The sequence below is a fragment of the Pseudomonas sp. RGM2987 genome (assembly GCF_022952855.1).
Lineage (GTDB): Bacteria > Pseudomonadota > Gammaproteobacteria > Pseudomonadales > Pseudomonadaceae > Aquipseudomonas.
This window is the reverse complement of the sequence record NZ_JALJDX010000197.1, coordinates 21,556-43,547: the sequence shown is the minus strand read 5'-3', so window position 1 is coordinate 43,547 and position 21,992 is coordinate 21,556. Positions and strand designations below refer to the sequence as shown.

Sequence of the window (21,992 nt, the reverse complement as noted above, 5' to 3'; positions counted from 1 at the left end):
ACCCGCTGATTGAGTCAGCGGGTTTTTTATTGCCTGGGTTTAATAGCCAAAACCATGCCCGTCAGCGCAAGCAGATTCCCACGTGAGTTCCAGTGGACCTGGAAACTGTGGGGGCGCCAGTGGGCCCGAAATATGTGCCCGACGCCAATCAACTGTGGGAGCGGGCTTGCCCGCGAAGACGTCGGGTCAGCTTGCATCGATGTTGGATGTACTGGCCTCTTCGCGAGCAAGCCCGCTCCCACAGAGACTCTTCCTGGCCCGTCTATTGATGCCGGTTCTCGAGGCGACAGACTTCTTTCTCGATGCCGATGCATTCAACCGGCTCACCCACACCTTTCTCGAACCGGCGGGCATTCATCAACAGCCCGCCCTTGATACCACCGATGAAGGCGTAGGCACCTTCACGGTTGCCGGTGTAACGCCCGGACAGATCCACCGCCACGCTGTTCGGCCTGACTTCATACACCCAGCCACCGTTTTCTGCTTCCGTGACGGCCCAGATCTTGGCGTCGCTATAGTCGCGAAAGGCTACGATGGCTGATTCCGCAAAGCTGGACTCCGGGTAGCTCGCCAATCGCAGATTTGGGGGCGACGAGCTCCAGCCTCGCAGTCCTTGGGCCAGCGCATCCGCACCTTGCACCGGGTTGATCTTCACAGAACCCACCGCCCACAGCGATTGCTTGTTCGTTACCCAGGCCAACCCTTCGACAGGCACGAGCTTGTTCCAATCAATGCGGGTCGCCGCAACCTCCAGCATCGTCTCGTGGCCAGTGGGTTCACGGTAGTTAGGGTTCGCGACGCAATCGGCATCATTGGTTTTCTTGCAGGCCCGCTTGATAAATATCCCCTTGACCCCGCCGGGGTAGCTGATCTCCTCTTCCCCGGGAATGGGCCCGCCCGATTGAGTCTGGTCGATTCCGTGGGGAGCCTTGAACTCGAACACCCATTCATTGGCGAAGCTCTGGGCAATACGCTGGCTGCGGGTTGTACTGCTATAGACCGACCGTTGGGCGCCGGCCCCGTGGCTGAACCAGTCGTACATCCATTCGTCTTCGGGGAACGCGACGGATTTGGGCAATAGCCCGTCCTGGAAAGCCTCCAGCCCCTGATTGGTGGTGTCGCCTCGATAGAGGGTGTCCATGTCGGTGCGCCAACGCAGAGAGGGGTTGGTGGCGCGGATATCCACACTCGAATCCGCAGTGACCTGAAGCCAGGCCTGATACCAAGGTTCATCTTTCTGGATCGGGTACTGGGTCGCTGCCCACGCATTTGGGCCCGCTTGCCACGCGCCTGCCAATACCACGGCGACAGCCGCCACCCGTACAAAACCGTTGCTTTTACTCATGATTTGGACACCTCACCTGAAACGAGGACGCCAATCGAATCACATACTTCATTACGACCTATTCTTCGAATTGACAGTTTTAATTACCTGTTGCGCACTGCGAAGGCACCGCTGGGGTGCGCCTCGGTTCACTGCGTGAGGGTGAGCATAGATGACTGTGGCGTGACGTAAGGTCTGATTTTGTAACCAGCTGCTCTGCTGGGTACGGTCGAAAATAATCAGGTTGTGTTTATAGGCTGTAATCCGTCTGAATTATCCGTTACCTGTTATTTCTGACAGTGGCGAGGTCTTGCTTGATGGCTTTTAATCGAGGGTTTTGTCTAGGGATCGCGGGTATAGATCCGGACCTGGTGCAATAAGTACCGGCCTCATCGTCGGATCGCCGCCCGGAGCAGGCTCGCTCCACAATGGGCTATGTCGATCACAACCTCCTTGAACTACACCCAACCCTGTGGGAGCGAGCCTGCTCGCGATAGATCGAAAGACCAACACAAAAGTATCAGCGCAGCACAGGCCCCCGTGGCGAGGGAGCTTGCTCCCGCTGGGGCGGGCTGGGGTTCCAGTGCGAAGCGGTTATGAAAGCAGGCGGCTTGGTGTGTCAGACCAATGGAGTTGATAACCTTGGGTCTGCTGCGCAGCCCAGCGGGAGCAAGCCCCCTCGCCACGGGGAAAGTGGTCCGTCAGTGCATCAATGTTTTCGACGGGGTTTTAAGATTCTTCGCAATGGGTGGTTTTAGCGTTCGAATCGTATACCCCAGCGCTCCGCCTAACCCGTATCTGGCGGGAATATTTGAGGATATCGACGTTGAAGCCCGATAAAGACTATGTTCTCTCTTCCTCCTTGCGCGTATTGGTCAAAAAACCATTGAATCAAGCAGACGACGCCGCACTTGTATGTGCGGCCAAAAATGTCTGGTATTCCCACTCTGACCTGCTAAGCGAAGCTCGGATATTTTTGAGCCAGCACTCCGATGAGCTTGAAGTTCGTCGTGCGGGATATCTGCTCGAGCGATTCACTCGATTTTCATGTGTAACGGATCTCCGCGTGTCGCAGGTCTCTAAGGCACTTGAATTGTTTTGTCGTGTGGCGCCTAAGCAACAAGTTGTTTCAAATGCTGCGGCAGCGCTTCGCAAGCGCAATGATGAATTGGCGCTTTCTTGGGGATTGGATGAAGGGCTGGGTTTGAAGGTCCAGATCCTCTTGCCTTTTCAGACCCGGCATTTTGAGGCTGGGCAGCGGGTTAGGATTGTTTGAATCTTGATCTCTCCTGCGCAACCCGACCTAGGTCGAAAATGCTATCCAGGAAGGTGATCATTATCTGTGCGCGGTACGACGAGAAACGTGAATAAACAGCCAAGGGGCTGCTGCGCAGCCCAACGGGGATAAATCCCCTCGCCACAGGTGCGGTGGTCTGTCAGACGCACCGAAGTTTCCGACAAGGTTTTAGGGTTGTCCCTCGGAAGCGGGGGATCTAGCCTTTGAATGTCGCTGCCAATTCAGCGACCGGGCTTGACCGACCGAAAAAATCACAGGGTATTGGCTCGGACAATTTGTCCCGGGCTCCATTAATTCAAGGAGTTTCCCTTTGAAAGATGATTCGGACGTTCGCAAGCCCACATCCACTTTCCCCTACGGCGACTACGCCCCCGAAAAGCTGCAAGAGGCCGCTGACCGTGCGCTGGACCATTACCTCAAACCCGAGGACAACCCGTCAGAACCCAAGTCCTCGGCGCAGTTGTTCACCGTGAGCGACGAGGTCGATACCGAAGTCCTGCTGGCCAACCTCAGCGAAACCCTGGCCTCGGCCAATGCGATGCTCAATGACCTGGCCTTTGACATGGAGGGCTCGCGGCGGCATGTGCTGTTGGGGGTGCTCCAGATAATCGAGCTGGGCGCGCTGCTGGCGGATAAGGCTTTGGATCGGGTAGAGATCCGGACTTGATGTAGTAAGGGCCGGCCTCATCGTTGGATCGCCGCCCGGAGCGGGCTCGCTCCCACAATAGACGGTGTCGATCACAAGTCCTGAGAACAGCACCAATCCACTGTGGGAGCGAGCCTGCTCGCGATAAATCGAAAGACCAACACAACAGTATCTGTGAAACACAGGACCCCGTGGCGGGGGGGGGGGGGAGCTTGCTCCCGCGGGGGCGCGCAGCGGCCCTGAAACCGGGCGACAAGGTGTGTCAGGCAAATTGAGTGGATAGCCATGGGTCTGCTGCGCAGCCCAGCGGGAGCAAGCTCCCTCGCCACATAAGCGTCTCGTCACAAAAGCCGGGTTACGGCCGAATCTCGATCATCGTCCCATCCGGCACCAGGTTCCACACTTCGCGCATGTCGACATTGCGCATGGCGATGCAGCCGTCGGTCCAGTCCAGGGTGTGGAACAGCTGTTCGGGGTTTTCCTCGGTGTCCGGGGTGCCGTGGATCATGATCATGCCACCCGGTTCCACGCCTTCGCGTCGGGCGCGGGCGGCGTCGCTGATGTTGGGGTAGGAGATGTGCATCGACAGGTAGTAGCGGTCGCTGGTCTTGCGCCAGTCGATCCAGTAGAAGCCTTCCGGGGTGCGCTTGTCGCCTTCGATCAGCTTGGGACCTTTCTTGGCGCCTTTGCCCAGGGAGATACGGTAAGTCCTGAGCGGTTGGCCGTCGACGATCAATTGCAGTTGATGGGCGGACTTGAGCACCAGCACTTTTTCAATGGGCTTGGAGTAGTAGGTTCCCACCGAAGTGGCTTGGGACACCGCGGTGAACGACAAGCAGAACAGCACAAGCAACCAACGCATTGAAACGATATCCCTGGAAGTGTCGCGGCTAAATTATTTTTTCAGATATTGGCAGGCTGGGCCAGCGGTGGGATCGATTCGGATCGCACCGGGTAATCCTCGGCTCGCCGGTCAGCATAAAAGTATTCCAGGGTGCGGCCCACCGTGCGGAACGCCAGTTCATCCCAAGGAATGTCAGCTTCTTCGAACAGCTGCACTTCCAGGCTCTCGGGCCCGGCGGCGAAGTCTTCGTCCACCAGCTCAGCGCGGAAGAATACATGCACTTGGCTGATATGCGGTACGTCAATCAGCGTATAGATGCTCAAGTTGCGCACCCGGGCGCAGGCTTCCTCGGCGGTTTCGCGCACGGCGGCCTGTTCGACGGTTTCGCCGTTTTCCATGAAGCCCGCCGGCAGCGTCCAGTAACCGCGTCGTGGCTCGATGGCGCGACGGCACAGCAAGACTTTGCTGCCCCAGGTCGGTACGCAGCCGGCCACGATGTTCGGGTTCTGGTAGTGAATGGTGTGGCAGGTGTCGCAGACAAAGCGCAGGCGCGAGTCGCCCTCGGGTATGCGCTGGGTCACCGGGTTACCGCACTGGCTGCAGAATTTCATGCTTGGATTCCTGAATGCTGCGCCTATCTTGGCGTGGGCGGGCCGGTGCGGCAAGTTGTCGTTTCGCGACACGACGCGGTGCGGGGGTTGGGCCGCTTGAACGATTGGTGCATGATGCAAGGTAGCGAATGAATCGAGAAGTCTCATGCTGGACGAGCTACTGCATCGAGTAAGCAACCATACCCCGCACGATCTGGAGGCCGACCTACGTTTCCCTGAAGCCGCGGTGCTGGTGCCGATCACCCGCAGTGAAGAACCGGAGCTGGTATTGACCCTGCGTGCCAGCGGGCTCTCGACCCACGGCGGCGAAGTCGCGTTCCCCGGTGGGCGCCGCGATCCGGAGGACCCGGACCTGATCTTCACCGCCCTGCGCGAAGCCGAGGAAGAAATCGGCCTGCCGCCTGGCCTGGTGGAAGTGATCGGCCCCCTCAGTCCGTTGATTTCCCTGCATGGCATCAAGGTCACGCCGTACGTCGGGGTGATTCCGGACTTCGTCGAATACCAGGCCAACGATGCGGAGATTGCCGCAGTGTTCAGCGTGCCGCTGGAATTTTTCCGCAAGGATCCCCGCGAACACACGCACCGCATCGATTACCAGGGGCGCAGTTGGTACGTGCCCAGCTATCGTTTTGGCGAATACAAGATCTGGGGCCTGACGGCGATCATGATCGTCGAGCTGGTCAACCTGCTGTTCGACGCCGGTATTGACCTGCACAAGCCGCCCAGAACCTTTATCAATACCTGAAGCCCGAGGATCGTCATGAAATACCGCCTGGGCGATGCCCGTGTCGAAACCCACCCACACAGCTGGGTCGCTCCCAATGCGACGCTGGTGGGCAAGGTCCGTCTCGAAGAGGGGGCCAATGTCTGGTTCAACGCCGTGCTGCGTGGCGATAACGAACTGATCCTGATCGGCAGGAACAGCAATGTGCAGGACGGTACGGTGATGCACACCGACATGGGTTTCCCGCTGACCATCGGCACCGGCGTGACCATCGGCCACAATGCCATGCTCCACGGCTGCACGGTCGGCGACTACAGCCTCATCGGCATCAATGCGGTGATCCTCAACGGCGCGAAGATCGGCAAGAACTGCATCATCGGCGCCAACTCGCTGATCGGCGAGGGCAAGGAGATTCCCGACGGTTCGCTGGTCATGGGCTCGCCGGGCAAGGTGGTGCGCGAGTTGACCGAGGCGCAGAAGAAGATGCTCGAAGCCAGCGCGGCCCACTACGTTCACAACGCACAGCGCTATGCCCGCGACCTGGCCGAGCAGGACCAATGACCGCCGCCGAGCGCCCGGTCCCGTCGCCCTGCGTGAGCATTTGCGCGCTGGACGATGACGACATCTGCACCGGCTGTCAGCGGACCGTGGCAGAGATCACCCGCTGGAGCCGGATGGACAACGAGGAGCGACGCAGTGTCCTCGCGTTGTGCCACGAGCGGGCGAAGGCCAGTGGGTTGCTGTGGATGTTGCCGGCGAAGTGTTGATGTCCGCGCAATTGAAGTGAACATAAAACCCGTGGCGAGGGAGCTTGCTCCCGCTGGGTTGCGAAGCAGCCCTAAAACCTGGCACCCGGACACGTCAGGCAGATTGAAGTGACTGCTTTGGGGCCGCTGCGCAGCCCAGCGGGAGCAAGCTCCCTCGCCACAAAAGCATCGATCGAGATTTGCTAGTTCCCACGCCCCATCCACCGATCCAGCCCCACTACCCCCAGCGCAATCACCACAAACCCCAACAATATCCCCCCGGCATTGATGAACACCTGTGGATAACCCAGCTTCGCCACATCGATGAACGGGTAGGGATAGGCCGCCAGCAAATCCCCCCGCAGCAGGACATAGGCGAAATAAACCACCGGATAAATCATCCACAGGCCGACATGGCCCAGGTGCAGGCTGCCCTTGGGCACCCAGCGCCACCAATAGGCGATATACAGCAGCGGCACCACATCGTGCAGCAACTCGTCGGCCACGAACTGCCAGCCCTCGGGTTGCCAGAGATGGCGCAGCAACAGGTTATAGGCCAGGCCGACCAGGGCGATGCTGACGGCGATGCCGCTGCGCACGCTCGGCAGCAGGAACCAGCGTCGCACGGTGGAGGGGCGCTCGTTCAGTTCCCAGGTCAGCACCACCGCCACCAGGATGTTGGTCAGTACCGTGAAGAAGCTGAAGGTGTTCACCAGCCCGCCCAGCAGGCTCGCGCCCAATTCCCAGCGACCGAGCAGGATCAGGTACAGCTGGATGCTCAACCCCACCCAGCCCAGCAGCGCTGTTACCGATACGAAACGCTGGCGCAGCGTGAGGCGCCGACCCGGATCGATGCCCACGGCTCAGACCGGCCGCTTGGTCCGCATCAGCTTGATGTACAGGCGCTCGACTTTCTCCCGTGCCCACGGGGTCTTGCGCAGGAAGGTCAGGCTCGACTTGATGCTCGGGTCACTTTTGAAGCAACGGATATCAATGCGCTCGGCCAGCCCCGACCATTCGTAATGCTGCACCAGGGCGTTGAGGATCTGCTCCAGCGTCACGCCGTGCAGCGGGTTGTTGTTGGGTTCGGTCATGGGGAGGCCTTTGCGCGAAAAGGGTGAAAGCCGCGCACCTTAGCCGAGGTGCCGGTAGGGTGGAAGCATAGCGTGCGCCTTCGTGGGTGAGAGTCGTTACCGTGGTGGCACACTGTTACCGATTTCGCGATGATCCATGTCATCAAAAGCACTTTCTCTATTTGTAACAGATCATTATCCTTGCGCCGCTTGCTGAAACGCTTCTGTTGGCGTGATAGAGCCTTTGCGTCCTCCCGAAGGTGTAGTTCCCCATTGTGAAAGATAGCGCTGTCTCATGTTTGGTGGGCGAACTGCTTTTCTGTGGGAGCGGGCTTGCTCGCGAAAGCAATCCCACATTCAGTGCTGCAGTTGACTGAGCCACCGCTTTCGCGAGCAAGCCCGTTCCCACAAGGGTTTGCAACATCCGGACACTTTTTAACTGAACCATGCCCCCAAAGGATCGTCATCTACAGTGACACCTTGCGCGGGACTCCTTAAAACCTCACGGAGAATCACACTATGAGCACTGAGGGTGCTTTGAGTCGAAGCCGTCTGCTACCGAGTCTGCTCGGCATTCTGCTTCTATTGATGGGCCTGGCCCTGTTGGCGGGTGGGGTCAAGCTGAGCACGCTTGGCGGCTCGTGGTATTACTTGCTGGCGGGTATCGGCCTGGCACTGACCGGCGTACTGCTGATCATGGCCCGTCGCGCAGCCCTGGGCCTGTACGCGCTGGTACTGTTCGCCAGCACCGTGTGGGCGTTGTGGGAAGTCGGCCTGGACTGGTGGCAGTTGGTGCCGCGCCTGGCGATGTTGTTCGCCTTGGGTATCGTCCTGTTGCTGCCGTGGTTCCGCCGTCCGCTGCTGACCGCCGATGCTTCGCCAACGGGAACCCGCGCATTGGGCGCCGCCGTGGTCATCGCCGGTGTTGTCGCACTAGCCAGCCAGTTCACCAACCCCGGTGAAATCAAGGGCCAGCTGGACCGCGATAGCGTGCCGGGCATGACCAACACTGCGCCGGCAATGCCGGACGGCGACTGGAATTCCTATGGCCGCAGTGCCCATGGCGACCGTTATTCGCCGCTGGCTCAGATCACTCCACAAAACGTCAGCAAGCTGGAGCAAGCCTGGAGCTATCGCACCGGCGACTTGCCAGGGCCAGGCGATCCGGGCGAGACCACCGCGGAAAACACCCCGCTGAAGGTCAACGGCATGCTCTATGTGTGCACGCCCCACAGTCAGGTGATCGCACTGGAGCCGGAAACCGGCAAGGAAATCTGGCGTTTCGATCCGAAGCTTTCCACCCAGAAAGCGGAAAACTTCAAGGGTTGGGCGCACATGACCTGCCGTGGCGTGAGCTATCACGATGACGCCGCGTACGCCTCCGCTGAGCAGAGCCCGACCGGTGCCGCCAGCACCACGCCGGCCAGCAGCGTGTGCCCACGGCGGATCTTCCTGCCGACCGCCGACACCCGCCTGATCGCTCTCAATGCCGACACCGGCAAGATGTGCGAAGACTTCGGCGACAAAGGCCAGATCGACCTGAGCGCCAACATCGGCGGCTTCACGGCCGGTGGCTATTACTCCACGTCGCCACCGGCGGTCACCCAGAACCTGGTGGTGATCGGCGGCCACGTCACTGACAACGTTTCCACCGACGAACCCAGCGGCGTGATCCGTGCCTTCGACGTGCACACCGGCAAGCTGGTGTGGAACTGGGACAGCGGCAACCCGGACGACACCACGCCGATTGCCGAAGGCCAGACCTACACCCGCAACTCGCCAAACATGTGGTCCATGTTCAGCGTCGATGAAAAACTCGGCATGCTCTACCTGCCGATGGGCAACCAGACCCCCGACCAGTTCGGTGGTAATCGCACGCCGGAATCGGAAAAATATTCCGCCGGCCTGACCGCGCTGGACATCGCCACCGGCAAGGTGCGCTGGTACTTCCAGTTCACCCACCACGACCTGTGGGACATGGACGTCGGCGGCCAACCGACCCTGATGGACATGAAGACCGCCGATGGCGTGAAGCCGGCCGTGCTGGCGTCGACCAAGCAGGGCAGCATCTACGTGCTGGACCGCAGCAACGGCCAGCCGATCATCCCGATCAAGGAAATCCCGGTGCCGCAAGGCGCGGTGGAAGGCGACCACACCTCGCCGACCCAACCGATGTCCGACCTGAACTTCGTGCCGCCGGTCCTCCAGGAACGCGACATGTGGGGGGTGACCCCGTTCGACCAGATGTTGTGCCGGATCGACTTCAAGTCGCTGCGTTATGACGGCATGTTCACGCCGCCGTCGCTGCAAGGCTCGATCGTCTACCCGGGTAACTTCGGCGTGTTCGACTGGGGCGGCATTTCGGTCGATCCGGTGCGCCAGATTGCTTTCGTGAACCCGAGCTACATGGCGTTCAAGTCGAAGCTGGTCCCGGCCGCGGAAGTTGCCGGCGGCCCGGGTCGCAAGAGCGAGACCGAAGGCGTACAGCCGAACAAGGGCGCGCCGTATGGCGTGATCCTCGAAGCCCTGCTCTCGCCAATGGGCTTGCCGTGCCAGGCTCCGGCCTGGGGTTATGTCGCGGCCGTGGACCTGACCAACCACAAGACCCTGTGGAAGCACAAGAACGGCACCGTGCGTGACAGCTCGCCGGTTCCGATCCCGCTGAGCATGGGCGTACCGAGCCTGGGCGGTACGTTCACCACCGCCGGTGGCGTGGCGTTCCTGAGCGGCACCCTCGACCAGTACCTGCGCGCCTACGATGTGAAGAACGGCAAGCAACTCTGGGAAGGTCGCCTGCCAGCCGGCGCCCAGACCACGCCGATGACCTACACCGGCAAGGACGGCAAGCAATACGTGCTGGTCGTCGCCGGCGGTCATGGTTCCCTGGGCACCAAGCAGGGTGATTATGTGATCGCGTACAAACTGCCGGATTAAGCCCGACCGGCGGACATGAAAAAGGCGACACCCTTGCGGGTGTCGCCTTTTTTATTACTTGTTACACCATAGCTTTCGTGGCGAGGGAGCTTGCTCCCGCAGGGGTGCGAAGCAGCCCCCTGTGTTCGGGCCATCACATCGCAGGGGACGCTGGCGCGTCCAGCGGGAGCAAGCTCCCTCGCCACAGGGGATTGTGTGCAGTCTTACAGCTCGATTTTTACCGCTTGCGAAGCCCGGGTCGCCTTGGCGCGGGCGGCTTCGATGGATTCGTCGCGGGCCAGGGCCACGCCCAGGCGGCGCTGGCCGTTGACTTCCGGTTTACCGAACAGGCGCAGGGCGGTGTCCGGTTCGCTCAGGGCGGCGCCGAGGTTGGCGAAGGCGGTCTGGGTCGATTGGCCTTCCACCAGGATCACGGCCGAGGCCGATGGCCCAAACTGGCGGATCAACGGGATCGGCAGGCCGAGAATGGCCCGGGCGTGCAGGGCAAACTGCGAGAGATCCTGGGAGATCAGCGTCACCAGGCCAGTGTCATGTGGGCGTGGCGAGACTTCGCTGAACCACACCTGATCGCCCTTGATGAACAGCTCGACACCGAACATCCCGCGACCACCCAAGGCCTCGGTCACGGCCTTGGCGACGCGCTCGGATTCAGCCAGGGCCGCCGGGCTCATGGCCTGGGGCTGCCAGGATTCCTGGTAGTCGCCTTTCTCCTGGCGGTGGCCGACCGGCGCACAGAACGTGGTGCCGCCGGCATGACGCACGGTGAGCAGGGTGATTTCGTAGTCAAAATCGATGAAGCCTTCGATGATCACCCGACCCTTGCCGGCCCGGCCGCCTTCCTGGGCATAGTCCCAGGCTTTCTGCACGTCATCGCTGCTGCGCAGCAGGCTCTGGCCCTTGCCTGAGGAGCTCATGACCGGCTTGACCACGCAGGGGAAGCCCAGGGTCTCGACCGCCTTACGGTAGTCTTCCACGGTGTCGGCGAAGAAGTACGGTGAGGTCGGCAGCCCCAGTTCTTCGGCGGCCAGGCGACGGATGCCTTCACGGTTCATGGTCAACTGCGCAGCACGGGCAGTAGGGATCACGGTGAAGCCTTCGGCTTCCAGTTCCACCAGGGTCGCGGTGGCGATGGCTTCGATTTCCGGCACGATGAAGTGCGGCTTCTCCGCCTCGATCACCGCGCGCAGGGCGGCGCCATCGAGCATGTTGATCACGTGGCTGCGATGGGCCACTTGCATCGCCGGGGCGTTGGCGTAGCGGTCCACGGCAATCACTTCGACGCCCAGGCGCTGCAATTCGATTACCACTTCCTTGCCCAGCTCACCGCTGCCACACAACAAAACGCGGGTCGCGGTCGGCGACAATGGGGTTCCGATACGGGTCATCTGAAGGTCCTCAAAAGGAGCGGATCATCGAGGGTTGCACGCCGGGCGAGCTTCCCATGGAGAGAAAGCGCGGCATTTTACATGAACCGCGGGTTTTGGCTTCAGCTCGCGACGGCCTGTTTGCGTAAACGCCAGGCCATGATCAGCCAGACGACCGTGACCCCGGCGAATTTCGAAGCCAGGGCGGTGCCCACCACGGCGGGCGTCAGGGCGTCGATCAGGCCGAAGAAGATGAAGGTGTCCAAAGGGATGCTCAGGGCGGAACTGATCCACAACCGGTCATGCAACGGACGCTTGGTGATGGTGAACACCAGCCAGTCGATGCACTCCGACACCGCGAACGCCGTGGCGCTGGCCAGGGCGATGGTCGGATCCGAGGTGACATAGGACAGCACCAGCGCCGCCAGCATTGCCACGATGGCGCCGTGGCCGAAGCGGGTTTGCACCATGTCGCGCAGGATAAACACCAGCCCACCCCAGGCCGACCAGATGACGTCCAGGTGCGGCGCGGCGGAAAATGCGTAGTTGATCAGCACGACGCTGGAGATGTAGGCGATCAGGAAAAGCATGGGGTACCTGGTTCGGCGAATATTCGAAGGCGAATGATAACCCCAGTGGGAGCAAAGCTTGCTCGCGATAGCGGCTTATCAGCCGACTCGCTTGTGGACTGACTTGCCCCTGTGGCGGGGGAGCTTGCTCCCGCTGGGTCGCGCAGCGGCCCCAAAAAGCCTGCGAGCGCTACGCACTCGAGCGGGAGCAAGCTCCCTCGCCACGGGTAAGTGTTCAGTCTGCCTCGTCGCTACCATCCGCCTTCCAGTACCCCACCGCCTTCACATAATCCTGATCCAACCCTTTTTCCTCCAGCAACACCTTGCGAATCCGCCGCGACACCTTGCTTTCGGTCGCGACCCAGGCGTACAGCTTGCCGCCCGGCATGTCCAGATGTTGCACGGTGGTCAGCAGGCTGTCCTGGCGGCCTTCGCGCAGCACCCAGATCACGTGGACCTGCGCCGGGCTATGCAGCACTTGCTGCTCGGCGCCGTTCTCCACTTCCACCACCACCAGCGCACGCCGGTTCGGCGCCAGGCCTTCGAGGCGGCGGGCGATGGCGGGCAGGGCGGTTTCGTCGCCGATCAGCAGGTAACTGTCGAAGATGTCCGGCACGACCATCGAGCCGCGAGGCCCGCCGATGTTCAGGTATTGCCCGGGCCGGGCCTGGGCCGCCCAGGTTGCCGCCGGGCCGTCGCCGTGGAGCACGAAGTCGAGGTCCAGCTCCAGGCTGTCCAGGTCATAGCGGCGCGGAGTGTAGTCGCGCATCGGCGGCAACGGCCCCTGGTCCTTGCCGGCGCTGGGGTCGAAGGTTTCCAGCGCGGCGTGTTCCTCGGCATTCTGAGGGAAGAACAGCTTCACATGATCATCGGTGCCCAGGCTGACGAAACCCGCCAGTTCCGGCCCGCCTACGGTGATACGGCGCATGCGCGGGGTCAGGTCGACCACCCGCAATACTTGCAGGCGCCGGCGTTTGATTGGGTGATTGACGCGGTGAATGGTATTTGGATCGATTTCAGTCATTGCTTGACTCCGATACAGAGGGACGGGCGGGGCCGTCGACGATGGCTTTGACGGTGTCATTGAGCAGTGCGCGTACCCGCAGGATTTCTTCCGGGCTCCAGCGGCCTTGATGCTTCTGCAGGGCCTGGCGAAGGTGGCCCACCGCCTCACGGATCTCCGCCGGCCGATCCTGCTCGCGCAGGGTGCGCTTGCTGGTTTCAACGCGCATCCGCACAGCATCCAGCGCTTGGGCCTGGTCTTGCAGGAATAGACGTCCGGCGTCGGTCGCGCTGTAACATTTTTTGCCACCCTCGGCATCGCCGCTGATCATCTTACCCATTTCCAGGTGGGTCAGGGTCGGGTAGATCACCCCCGGGCTGGGGGTGTAGGCGCCGTCGAACATGGACTCGATCTGGCGGATCAGCTCATAGCCGTGGCCGGGCTTCTCGGCAATCAGCGCCAGCAGTAGCAATTTCAAGTCGCCGGCAGCGAACACCCGTGGGCCACGGCTGACGCGTTCGCGACCGGGAGGGCGGCGGTCGAAGCCATCGCGATAACCGGGTTCTGAAGTGGAAGAGGAATAAAGGACTGTCATCTATCTGCTCTCTGTTCTGCATAAATAGAACCGAGATATATCTTTGACTTCAGATATATCTTTGCCTATATAGATATATCTTGGATAAGCGATATATCTTAGTTGGGTCCTACAGGAAATGAAATATGACCATACCCCAGTCCCTTATGTTTGCGGGACGAAACCGGATAGGCGTGGGGTGTTTTAACCGTAACTAGTGAGATTGTGGGAAGTCTCTTACATTAAAAGTTACGCTTTATCGAAATCCGCGTATTTTTCGCAGTTTCGTGTGCGCGATTTACTACAAGCTCAGGTGAACTTTCCTGCTTATTTTTAATTAAAGAGCGACGATCATGCACCGCGTTGAAGGGGCACACCGATATGTATTGGCCTGCTACTTCAACCCTTCTCTCTTTATTGCTTATGAACAGGTGTTAACAATGCTCATGAAAATCGTAACCGCCGCTTCCCTGACCGCTGCGGCCCTGAGTTCTTCGCTGGCTTTCGCTCTGGATGATGCGCAGTCGTCCATCCACATCACCGCGAACATCCCGACCCAGCAGTTCCATGTGCAGCCAACTGACGCCAACTGGGGTAAGGATGAAACCATGACCTACAACACGGTCAGCGGCACCCTGACTTCGCTGCGCCAGACCTACAACGTGAAAAACACCGAAGGTTCGGTCAATGCCTACATCCAAGGCGGCCCGGCTGCGCTGTACAACGGCCGCGATGCCATCGCCCTGACCACCACCTTCAACGGCGTCACCCTGAGCGCCACGTCCCAGGAAGTGGTCGATGACGCCACCTCCACCCCGGGCACCCAGGCTGACATGACCATCACCCCGGCCAAGCCGCTCGCCACCCAGAATGGCCTGTACACCGCCGACATGACCGTCATCTTCGACGCCGTGCCGCGCCCGTAAGGCCATTCGCTGCCCGGTGACGGCCACCTCGTTCCCCGGGCATCGCAAGCAGGCCGGCCGGTTCTCCCCAGTCGGTCGGCCTGTACCTGAAATACCCCGAAAAGCTCGCTGATCATGAGAGTCCGTTGATGTTACCGATGACACCCATCGCGGGTGCGCTCGCGCTGTTGTTGTGCGCGAATGCATTGGCCGCGCCGACTGCCCCCGGTACCACGCCGAGTAGCCTGCTGGCCCAGGCCAAGGGCCTGCCGGCGGAATTTGAAGCACACTTCTTCGACGTGCCCCTGGCCGTTCGTATTGAGCTCAATCAACAGTATCTCGGCGAAGCCATGGTGGTCTTGACGCGAGATGATCGTATTACCTTGCTTGAATTCACCGACACCCACGACAGCACCATCAAGGCCATCGAGCGCGAGCAGTGGGAACAACGGCTCAAACAAGGACAACTGTTAGGCGCCTGTGAAACCAATTGCACGGCCGGGTTGCTCGCAGTGCACTACAGCCTGGAAAACTCGCTGCTGTCGATTCTTACCCAAGATGTCGAGCGCGGCACCGAACCCCTGCGTTATCACGATCAACCCCAAGGCGGCAGCCTCGGCCTGATCTTCAACAACCAGCTCAATCTCAACGGTGGCCAGGAACAGGACACCGGCGGACGCTATGGCCTCAACGCCGTTTCCAGCGTCGGCAACTGGAGCCAGTCCCTGGACCTTCAGCTCTCGCGCCTGGGTGGGCCGGACGACAAGGTCTACCACGCCGTCCATGAACTCTTTACCCAGCGCGAACTGGAAGGCAATTTTTTCCGCCTGGGCTACTTCACCCCCAGCTCCGATGGCTTGAACCGGCAGATCCGTTCGTTCGGCGCCAACCCGGACACCGCCTTGGGCGTGATGTACGGCAGTTCCGACAGCCTGGTGATCGACAATCCGAAGCCCAGCGTCTACCCCATTTATGTCACCGCCAGCCGCCAGGCCTCGGTGGAGATCTATCGCAGCGGCCTGCTGATCAACACCCAGGCCGTCAGCGCCGGCTTGCAGAGCCTCGACACCCGTCCGTTGCCCGGCGGCATCTATGAAGTGGAAGTGCGACTGATCGAGGATGGACAAACCACCGCCACCAGCCAGGAACTGGTCTACAAACCCAACAACTGGAGCAGCACGGAGGAGCGCTGGCGCTACAATCTGTTCGCCGGTCGCGAAACCCGGCTCTGGAGCAACTGGGAAGACCAGCCTTCGGGGTTCACAACGGCGGGGATCGGCGTCAACTACCTGCTGCACCCGCGGGTGATTCTCGGCGGCTCCACCCGGCAGGTGCAGGACAAGCTGCAAGTCGGCACGTCGATTGACTGGACCCTGGCCTCCCACACCAGCCTGTACGCCAACGTCTACCACACCGAACAGTACGGCAACGGCATGGACGTGCAGGCCCTGTACAGCTACGGCCAGGGCAGCGTCGTCGCCAGCCACAACCGCAGTTGGCTCGACACCCGCAACACCTACGAGACCCTGCCGGACGGCACGCGGATTCGCCAGCGCAACGTGTTCGTCGGCCAGACCAGCAACTCGTCGCTGTCGGTCAACCATCGTTTGAGCAACAAATCCTCAGTCAACGGCCGGCTGGCCTACAGCGAAGGCAACGTCCAGGGCACCGGCCTCGACCTGGGCTGGACCCAGCGCGGCAAGCTGCGCGGCAGCGATGCCAACTGGCGCCTGTCGGTGTTCGACCGCCCCGGCACGTCGAGCACCAACGACCAGCGCAATCGCGGGGTGGACCTGAGCGTCAGCGTGGCGCTGGGCGGGCCGGGCGAATACTGGTCCGGCAGCATCGGCACCCGCACCTCCCGCGAGGGCGACCGGGACAATAATGCCTCGCTGACCTACCGCCGGGACCTCCAGGACCATGTGCTGCAGAACGTCTCCGCCACGGCGCTGGCCGACACTTATGGCGTGGGCCTGTCCAGCATGGCCAGCTTCAGTACCGAATCGCTTTACGGCGACGGTTTCCTCCAGCGCTCGTCCTATAACGATAACCTCACCGGCGGCCTGAACCTGAGCAGCACCGTGGCCGTCGGCGGCCAGAAAGCCACCTTCACCGGCCTGCCTCACAACCGTGGCGCGGGAATGATCGTCGACGTGGACACCGACCTGGACGACATCGTCCTGCGCGCCGACGACCTGACTGGCGGCTCCACCACTTTGCATCCGGGCCGCAACTTCGTGCCGATCACCGCCTACCGCAACAGCATGGTGACCTTCGATTTCGAGGGCGTGCACCCACCGGCGGCGAACATCGAGCCGGCCCGCACCCGCTATCACCTGAACAAGGGCGGCGTGGACTATCGCAAGATCAGCGTAATGAAAACCGTGACCGTGCTCGGGCGCCTGCTGGACGAGCAGGGCGAGCCGCTCAAGGGCCATCACGTGATCAACCACGCCAGCCGCGGCGTCAGCGAGGCGGACGGGTTCTTCTCCATGGAAATGAACGCCGCTTCGCCAACCCTGGAAGTGCGTTACGGCAACGAGTTGTTCTGCCGGTTCCGCCTCGATCCGGACAACGCCAGCGATGACGGCGATGTGCTGATGATCGGTGACTTGCGTTGTACGCCGGACAGTCTGGCGGACAGTTCGCTGGCTGCGGTCGACCCGGCGAAACAGCGCTCGTGAACCGTTTGTATGGTGGGGGCAAGGCTGCTCCCACGCAATTTCTCACCATTATTTGCAGGGATTGGCGTTGGTTCATGAGGTTGTATAAATGAAATGTTTACCGGTAGCCCTGCGCTGCGTGGTCTCGGTGTTGTTGTTTGCTTGTGTGCCGGCGGCCAATGCCTTGAACCGTGATATTAGCGCGGTGTTCAGGCCCGATGCCTCGAAACCAAACGAGAATCAATTTACCAATACCACACCGGTGACTGGTTATTGCACGATCTATCCGGCGGATTGCGCAGCCACCAAGATGTTTAGTATTCAGCTGCCTACCCGCTTCGACTCGATCGGTCCTATCCAGGCGAATCACACCGATTATCGACAAGGCGCGACGTTCAAGGTGCCCGCCAATTGGCGCACCGCACAAGTAACTCATGCTGCTACGGGTGAAACCGAAACTGTTGAAGTGCGCTTTTCAGGAATCGGCTCGAGATACCGACTTCCAATGAATGTGCTTGATCTGATAGGTAACCCGGATATTGATCTTACGCTGGCACATAACCGGTTATGGGGTGGGTATGGGAATAGCTGGGTGAATCCCCCGTCACCTTGCAGATACACCGGTCATGGAGGCTTGAACGCAACGAGTTACCGTTTTTTCTGGAAAACCCCGGTCGAAGCGGCATGCTCCAAAAAGAGTAGTTTTTTGATCCCAAGCCTGGCCTATGAATATTTGGATTTCGCCTACGAATTGCGCACTCCAAACCCTCTGAAAATGTCGAGCGGTCTATACACGGGGTCGTTGACCTACAGCGTTGGGCCGGGTCAGGACCTCGATATGGGCGATGTCATGATCCCCTCCGATCCGATAATTACGTTTGACTTCAAATTGACTGTCGAACACACCCTCAAAGTCGAAGTGCCCCCCGGCGGCAACCGCGTCGAACTGGTCCCCCAGGAAGGCTGGCAATCCTGGCTCAACAGCGGACGCAAACCCACGCGGCTATTCCGCGACCAGCGCTTCCATATCTCCGCTTCTTCGCGTTTCAAGATGGCGCTCGAGTGCCAGCACATCAGCGGCAACACCTGCGCCATCTCGGAAACCGACACCGGCCACGCCGTGCCGGTGGACGTCAGCGTAACCCTGCCCGATGGCTTGACGGACGGCGCCGGGCAGCCGGTCAACCGTCGTCGGTTACTGCGCGACGGCAGCGGCACCGAGCTGTTCCAGCCTGGCTTATACGTCGACCGCAGGCTGGGAATGCTGCATTTCGAAGTGGCACGGGGCAGCGTCGAAGCGATGCTGGACACGGGCGCCACGCGCTACACCGGCGATGTCACGGTGATCTGGGATTCGGAAGTTTAAAGGGCACGGATTGGCCTGCCTGAGGTGGAAGGGAAGGTGAGGGATTAAATGAAAGGTTTACCAGTAGCAGTGCGTAGCGTGGTGTCAGTGATGATGTTGGTCGGTGCATCGACGGCCGGGGCCCTGAGCAAGGACATCACTGCGGTCTTCAGGCCCGATCCCTCGAAGCCCGACGAGACTACCTTTCGCAACACCACGCCGGTCTCGGGGTACTGTGAATACTATCCGGCGGTCTGTGAAGCGGAGAAAATTTCCAGCATTCAGGCGCTGATCAACGTCTACTCCAATGCGCCTATCCAGGCCGGTCATGGTAATCCCCGTCAAGGGGCGATGTTCGACGTACCTGCCGGTTGGCGTCTGGCTCAAGTGACCCATACCGGTACGGGCGAAACTGCAATCGTGCAGGTACGCATAGGCGGCATCGGTTCGTACTACCAACTACCGGTCAGTGCGGTTGAGTTGGTAGGTGGCGGCGTGGATTTCAGAGCCGCTCATGCCAAGTTATGGGGCGGTTCCCCCTGGATGTATGCCCCCTCGCCCTGTCGATCCACCGGTTACGGCACCTTGAATGATGTCGTCTACTTCTTCTTCTGGAAGACCCCAGTGGAAGGTACTTGCGCCAAAAGGGCCAGTTACCTGATTCCGAGCATTTTTTACAACAGCCTGACTATTGGCTACGAACTGCGCACGCCCAATCCGTTGAAGATGTCGTCCGGCCAATACATCGGGTCCTTGGTCTACAGCGTCGGGCCTGGGCAGGACTTCGACATGGGCGACGTCATGATCCCCACCGACTCGATAATCACCTTCAATTTCAAACTGGACGTCGAGCACAACCTCAAGGTGGAGGTGCCCCCCGGCGGCAACCGGGTGGAACTGGTGCCCCAGGAAGGCTGGCAAAGCTGGTTGAACAGCGGTCGCAAACCGACAAGGCTGTTCCGCGACCAGCGCTTCCATATTTCGGCCTCGTCCCGTTTCAAGATGAACCTTGAATGCCAGCACATCAGTGGCAACACCTGCGCGATCACCGAAACCGGCACTAACCATGCCGTGCCGGTGAACGTGAGCGTGACCCTGCCCGAAGGCCTGACTGATGCCAGTGGCCAACCGGTCAACCAGCGTCCGCTGTTGCGTGACGGCAGTGGCACCGAGCTGTTTCAGCCGAGTATCTATGTCGATCGTCGGCCCGCAATGCTGCACTTCGAGGTGGCCCGGGGCAGCGTCGAGGAGATGTTGGACACGGGCGCCACACGCTACACCGGCAGCGTCACGGTGATCTGGGATTCGGACGTTTAAGCGGCCTGCGGGCCGCCCTAATAGTGAATTACGTTTAACGCATGAGGTTGGAAAAGCAATGAAGCATCTTTTGGCTTGGGTCGGGTTTTCTCTGTTTTGCGGCGTCGCCCAGGCGGGCCCGCAGATTGGTGTCGGGGTGGTCTACGACTACCTGGACGGCAACAAGACCACGTACATGAAACGGGTGTTCAACGGCGGCACGTCGACGGCGTTCGTCAAAGTGAACATCCTCGAAATCATCTACAACGAAGACGGCACCTACAGCGAGGTGCCCTTGCAGAACCAGGCCAGCGCCCAGGCCCGGGATGGCCTGATGGCCAGCCCGGCGCGGCTGATCGTGCCGGCCAACGGAGTGCAGGGCACGCGGTTGCTGTTCATGGGCAACCGCGACAAGGAGCGTTATTTCCGCGTGCGGTTCGTGCCGGTGGTGCCGGAAGCGGAAGACGAGTTTGCCGTCAGCGCCGAAGAGCGAGAGGAGTACAAGAAGGAGCGCGTGGCCGCCGGAGTCAAGGTGTTGGCGGGTTACGGCACAGTGTTCTTTGTGCGCCCCAAGGACACCCGCTTTGAGACCGTGATCGAAGACAACCCCAATCGCTACCTGATGCGCAATAACGGCAACAGCGTGCTGGTGATCGATGAGTTCAAGGACTGCGAAGCGAAGAAAGAGAACGAATGCCGGCCCACCACCAAGCATCACGTCATGGCCGGTCGCACGTTTTCATTCGACAAGGAGGCGGGGCGTGAATACCGCTTCACCCTGATCGAAGGCAGCAAGACAAAAAATGTCGAGATCAAAGGCTGACGGCTGCCGTCGCCGAGTCGTCGTTGACGCCACAGGTAAATCAGAATGACCAAGCTACCGCTACGCCCCGTCGCACTCACCGCACTGATACTCCCCTGGGCTTCGGCCTGGGGGGCGGTCGAGCGGGAAACCTTCGAGCTCTACGTGACCATCCCGACGGCCGACTTCTACGTGCTGCCCCTCGACCCGCAACTGGTCCAGCGCGAGCAGCGCCTGCCGTTCAGCACCATCACCTCGGACCTCATCCCGTTGCGGGCGACCTACGAGGTGAAGAACAGCAACGGCTCCATCGGCGCACGCCTCGGGGAGGAGGCGTACCTGTCCAATGGGCGGGAGCGCATCGATTTGCGCGTGCGCTTCAACGGCGTCGAACTGACCCTGGATTCCGCCCAGGTGGTCACGGCCATCGACGCGCGGCCGGGGCGCCAGGTGCCGCTGGAAATCGCCGCCATCAAACCGGCGGACGACTACAAGCCTGGCGACTACTACGGCACGGTGCACATGGTGTTCGACGCCACGGCGCCGTAGGGCAACCCCACACATCGAGCCAGTGCGAAATCTTCGTGGCGAGGGAGCTTGCTCCCGCTGGGACGGTCCGACGCCTCGGGCGAAGCCGCCCCTGCTGTTTTTGCCTGGCCACCGTTGCGACTGCTGCGCAGTCGAGCGGGAGCAAGCTCCCTCGCCACGGGAGTATCGGATGGGCGGGACGATGCTGTTGTTTCTTCGCTTCTCTAATAACCAGGAAAGGTATCAAACATGTTCAAGCAACTTGCCTCCGCCATCGCCCTGGGCGTTACTGCCTTGGGTTCTTCGCTGGCATTGGGCGCCGATGATGCACGCTCACCCATCCATATCAGCGCGAATATTCCGACCCAGCAGTTCCATGTGCAGCCCCGCGATCCCGAGTTTGGCAAGAACGAGGTCATGCATTACGACCCTATCAAGGACAACTTGGGATATTTGCGCCAGACCTTCGACGTGAAGAATACCGAAGGTTCGATCCATGCCTACATCGAGGGAGGGCGGGCTATGCTCACAAGCGCAAACAACGTCATATTTCTGAATGTAAAGTTCAACAACGTCCGGTTGGACGGTATCCCTCGGGAAGTCGTGGATGATCTCTCGTCCACGCCAGGCACGCAGGTAGAGATGAGGATTCGTGCTGATTCCATGCCTGTGGATCGCAGTCCAGGTTTTTACACCGGTGACTTCACCGTGATCTACGACGCTGTGCCGAGAATATCGGCTTAA

The 21,992-nt window shown here is 60.5% G+C and carries 22 protein-coding genes; 13 read left to right on the top strand and 9 right to left on the bottom strand.

Features of this window, described 5'->3' with window-relative positions; genetic code table 11:
• Window positions 1–262: 262 nt before the first annotated feature.
• Window positions 263–1,345 carry a hypothetical protein gene (locus RGM2987_RS14790; RefSeq protein WP_245142418.1) on the bottom strand — a complete coding sequence of 361 codons (1,083 nt, stop codon included), beginning with the start codon at window positions 1,343–1,345 and terminating at the stop codon, window positions 263–265.
• An 805-nt stretch (window positions 1,346–2,150) separates the two neighbouring features.
• Here RGM2987_RS14790 and RGM2987_RS14785 point away from each other — a divergent pair.
• Together RGM2987_RS14785 and RGM2987_RS14780 are read left to right on the top strand one after the other, a co-directional pair.
• Window positions 2,151–2,600, top strand: coding sequence for a hypothetical protein (locus RGM2987_RS14785; RefSeq protein WP_245142416.1), 450 nt, complete (start codon window positions 2,151–2,153; stop codon window positions 2,598–2,600).
• A gap of 331 nt (window positions 2,601–2,931) precedes the next feature.
• Window positions 2,932–3,288: a DUF6124 family protein gene (locus RGM2987_RS14780; protein WP_245142413.1), complete on the top strand. Its 357-nt coding sequence runs from the start codon at window positions 2,932–2,934 to the stop codon at window positions 3,286–3,288.
• Between the two features lie 334 nt (window positions 3,289–3,622).
• Here RGM2987_RS14780 and RGM2987_RS14775 read toward each other — a convergent pair whose 3' ends face one another.
• Together RGM2987_RS14775 and RGM2987_RS14770 are read right to left on the bottom strand one after the other, a co-directional pair.
• On the bottom strand, window positions 3,623–4,129 hold the full coding sequence (locus tag RGM2987_RS14775) for a L,D-transpeptidase family protein (protein ID WP_245142411.1): 507 nt from the start codon (window positions 4,127–4,129) through the stop codon (window positions 3,623–3,625).
• 41 nt (window positions 4,130–4,170) lie between these two features.
• Window positions 4,171–4,722, bottom strand: coding sequence for an NUDIX hydrolase (locus RGM2987_RS14770; protein ID WP_245142409.1), 552 nt, complete (start codon window positions 4,720–4,722; stop codon window positions 4,171–4,173).
• Between the two features lie 145 nt (window positions 4,723–4,867).
• Between RGM2987_RS14770 and RGM2987_RS14765 the strand changes: the two genes are divergently transcribed.
• Genes RGM2987_RS14765 through RGM2987_RS14755 form a run of 3 tightly spaced genes read left to right on the top strand, consistent with a single transcriptional unit; the run spans window position 4,868 to window position 6,213 of the window.
• Window positions 4,868–5,467, top strand: a complete 600-nt coding sequence (locus RGM2987_RS14765; RefSeq protein ID WP_245142406.1) for a CoA pyrophosphatase — start codon at window positions 4,868–4,870, stop codon at window positions 5,465–5,467.
• Between the two features lie 15 nt (window positions 5,468–5,482).
• Entirely contained in the window at window positions 5,483–6,007 is a 525-nt protein-coding gene (locus tag RGM2987_RS14760) for a gamma carbonic anhydrase family protein (protein WP_245142404.1), read from the top strand.
• Window positions 6,004–6,213, top strand: a complete 210-nt coding sequence (locus RGM2987_RS14755; protein ID WP_245142401.1) for a DUF1289 domain-containing protein — start codon at window positions 6,004–6,006, stop codon at window positions 6,211–6,213. The genes RGM2987_RS14760 and RGM2987_RS14755 overlap by 4 nt, the downstream gene beginning before the upstream one ends.
• A 182-nt stretch (window positions 6,214–6,395) precedes the next feature.
• On the opposite strand, the gene RGM2987_RS14750 is transcribed toward RGM2987_RS14755, so the two are convergent.
• Window positions 6,396–7,052, bottom strand: coding sequence for a Pr6Pr family membrane protein (locus tag RGM2987_RS14750; protein ID WP_245142399.1), 657 nt, complete (start codon window positions 7,050–7,052; stop codon window positions 6,396–6,398).
• Between the two features lie 3 nt (window positions 7,053–7,055).
• Entirely contained in the window at window positions 7,056–7,286 is a 231-nt protein-coding gene (locus RGM2987_RS14745) for a VF530 family protein (RefSeq protein WP_003205228.1), read from the bottom strand.
• A 498-nt stretch (window positions 7,287–7,784) separates the two neighbouring features.
• On the opposite strand from RGM2987_RS14745, the gene RGM2987_RS14740 reads away from it, so the two are divergent.
• Window positions 7,785–10,199 (top strand): glucose/quinate/shikimate family membrane-bound PQQ-dependent dehydrogenase, encoded by a 2,415-nt coding sequence (locus RGM2987_RS14740; protein WP_245142396.1) that lies wholly within the window; start codon window positions 7,785–7,787, stop codon window positions 10,197–10,199.
• Window positions 10,200–10,402: 203 nt separating this feature from the next.
• Here RGM2987_RS14740 and purT read toward each other — a convergent pair whose 3' ends face one another.
• The 4 genes from purT to RGM2987_RS14720 form a co-directional block, all read right to left on the bottom strand.
• Window positions 10,403–11,584: a formate-dependent phosphoribosylglycinamide formyltransferase gene (gene purT, locus RGM2987_RS14735; protein ID WP_245142394.1), complete on the bottom strand. Its 1,182-nt coding sequence runs from the start codon at window positions 11,582–11,584 to the stop codon at window positions 10,403–10,405.
• Between the two features lie 101 nt (window positions 11,585–11,685).
• Window positions 11,686–12,153 carry a VUT family protein gene (locus RGM2987_RS14730; RefSeq protein WP_245142391.1) on the bottom strand — a complete coding sequence of 156 codons (468 nt, stop codon included), beginning with the start codon at window positions 12,151–12,153 and terminating at the stop codon, window positions 11,686–11,688.
• Window positions 12,154–12,367: 214 nt separating this feature from the next.
• Window positions 12,368–13,156, bottom strand: a complete 789-nt coding sequence (locus RGM2987_RS14725) for a siderophore-interacting protein (RefSeq protein WP_245142389.1) — start codon at window positions 13,154–13,156, stop codon at window positions 12,368–12,370.
• A complete protein-coding gene (locus tag RGM2987_RS14720; RefSeq protein WP_245142387.1) occupies window positions 13,149–13,730 on the bottom strand; it encodes a PadR family transcriptional regulator in 582 nt (193 codons plus the stop codon). Before RGM2987_RS14720 ends, RGM2987_RS14725 begins: the two co-directional genes overlap by 8 nt.
• Window positions 13,731–14,149: 419 nt before the next feature.
• Between RGM2987_RS14720 and RGM2987_RS14715 the strand changes: the two genes are divergently transcribed.
• From RGM2987_RS14715 to RGM2987_RS14685, 7 genes are all read left to right on the top strand, one after another.
• Complete coding sequence (locus tag RGM2987_RS14715) at window positions 14,150–14,635, top strand: CS1 type fimbrial major subunit (protein ID WP_245142385.1); 486 nt, start codon at window positions 14,150–14,152, stop codon at window positions 14,633–14,635.
• A 128-nt stretch (window positions 14,636–14,763) separates the two neighbouring features.
• Entirely contained in the window at window positions 14,764–17,298 is a 2,535-nt protein-coding gene (locus RGM2987_RS14710; RefSeq protein WP_245142383.1) for a CS1-pili formation C-terminal domain-containing protein, read from the top strand.
• A gap of 88 nt (window positions 17,299–17,386) precedes the next feature.
• A complete protein-coding gene (locus RGM2987_RS14705) occupies window positions 17,387–18,643 on the top strand; it encodes a hypothetical protein (protein ID WP_245142381.1) in 1,257 nt (418 codons plus the stop codon).
• Window positions 18,644–18,691: 48 nt separating this feature from the next.
• A complete protein-coding gene (locus RGM2987_RS14700) occupies window positions 18,692–19,939 on the top strand; it encodes a hypothetical protein (protein WP_245142378.1) in 1,248 nt (415 codons plus the stop codon).
• 58 nt (window positions 19,940–19,997) lie between these two features.
• Window positions 19,998–20,741, top strand: a complete 744-nt coding sequence (locus tag RGM2987_RS14695) for a molecular chaperone (protein ID WP_245142375.1) — start codon at window positions 19,998–20,000, stop codon at window positions 20,739–20,741.
• A 45-nt stretch (window positions 20,742–20,786) separates the two neighbouring features.
• On the top strand, window positions 20,787–21,269 hold the full coding sequence (locus RGM2987_RS14690; RefSeq protein WP_245142372.1) for a CS1 type fimbrial major subunit: 483 nt from the start codon (window positions 20,787–20,789) through the stop codon (window positions 21,267–21,269).
• A gap of 228 nt (window positions 21,270–21,497) precedes the next feature.
• Window positions 21,498–21,992, top strand: coding sequence for an adhesin (locus RGM2987_RS14685; protein ID WP_245142370.1), 495 nt, complete (start codon window positions 21,498–21,500; stop codon window positions 21,990–21,992).

What these genes read in the sequence shown, in the direction of transcription:
- RGM2987_RS14760 (WP_245142404.1), top strand. Translation starts at nt 5,483, where the DNA reads ATGAAATACCGCCTGGGCGATGCCCGTGTCGAAACCCACCCACACAGC.
- RGM2987_RS14725 (WP_245142389.1), bottom strand. Translation starts at nt 13,156, where the DNA reads ATGACTGAAATCGATCCAAATACCATTCACCGCGTCAATCACCCAATC.
- RGM2987_RS14740 (WP_245142396.1), top strand. Translation starts at nt 7,785, where the DNA reads ATGAGCACTGAGGGTGCTTTGAGTCGAAGCCGTCTGCTACCGAGTCTG.
- RGM2987_RS14685 (WP_245142370.1), top strand. Translation starts at nt 21,498, where the DNA reads ATGTTCAAGCAACTTGCCTCCGCCATCGCCCTGGGCGTTACTGCCTTG.
- purT (WP_245142394.1), bottom strand. Translation starts at nt 11,584, where the DNA reads ATGACCCGTATCGGAACCCCATTGTCGCCGACCGCGACCCGCGTTTTG.
- RGM2987_RS14745 (WP_003205228.1), bottom strand. Translation starts at nt 7,286, where the DNA reads ATGACCGAACCCAACAACAACCCGCTGCACGGCGTGACGCTGGAGCAG.
- RGM2987_RS14790 (WP_245142418.1), bottom strand. Translation starts at nt 1,345, where the DNA reads ATGAGTAAAAGCAACGGTTTTGTACGGGTGGCGGCTGTCGCCGTGGTA.
- RGM2987_RS14705 (WP_245142381.1), top strand. Translation starts at nt 17,387, where the DNA reads ATGAAATGTTTACCGGTAGCCCTGCGCTGCGTGGTCTCGGTGTTGTTG.
- RGM2987_RS14775 (WP_245142411.1), bottom strand. Translation starts at nt 4,129, where the DNA reads ATGCGTTGGTTGCTTGTGCTGTTCTGCTTGTCGTTCACCGCGGTGTCC.
- RGM2987_RS14710 (WP_245142383.1), top strand. Translation starts at nt 14,764, where the DNA reads ATGTTACCGATGACACCCATCGCGGGTGCGCTCGCGCTGTTGTTGTGC.
- RGM2987_RS14770 (WP_245142409.1), bottom strand. Translation starts at nt 4,722, where the DNA reads ATGAAATTCTGCAGCCAGTGCGGTAACCCGGTGACCCAGCGCATACCC.
- RGM2987_RS14690 (WP_245142372.1), top strand. Translation starts at nt 20,787, where the DNA reads ATGACCAAGCTACCGCTACGCCCCGTCGCACTCACCGCACTGATACTC.
- RGM2987_RS14755 (WP_245142401.1), top strand. Translation starts at nt 6,004, where the DNA reads ATGACCGCCGCCGAGCGCCCGGTCCCGTCGCCCTGCGTGAGCATTTGC.
- RGM2987_RS14765 (WP_245142406.1), top strand. Translation starts at nt 4,868, where the DNA reads ATGCTGGACGAGCTACTGCATCGAGTAAGCAACCATACCCCGCACGAT.
- RGM2987_RS14700 (WP_245142378.1), top strand. Translation starts at nt 18,692, where the DNA reads ATGAAAGGTTTACCAGTAGCAGTGCGTAGCGTGGTGTCAGTGATGATG.
- RGM2987_RS14695 (WP_245142375.1), top strand. Translation starts at nt 19,998, where the DNA reads ATGAAGCATCTTTTGGCTTGGGTCGGGTTTTCTCTGTTTTGCGGCGTC.
- RGM2987_RS14720 (WP_245142387.1), bottom strand. Translation starts at nt 13,730, where the DNA reads ATGACAGTCCTTTATTCCTCTTCCACTTCAGAACCCGGTTATCGCGAT.
- RGM2987_RS14715 (WP_245142385.1), top strand. Translation starts at nt 14,150, where the DNA reads ATGCTCATGAAAATCGTAACCGCCGCTTCCCTGACCGCTGCGGCCCTG.
- RGM2987_RS14730 (WP_245142391.1), bottom strand. Translation starts at nt 12,153, where the DNA reads ATGCTTTTCCTGATCGCCTACATCTCCAGCGTCGTGCTGATCAACTAC.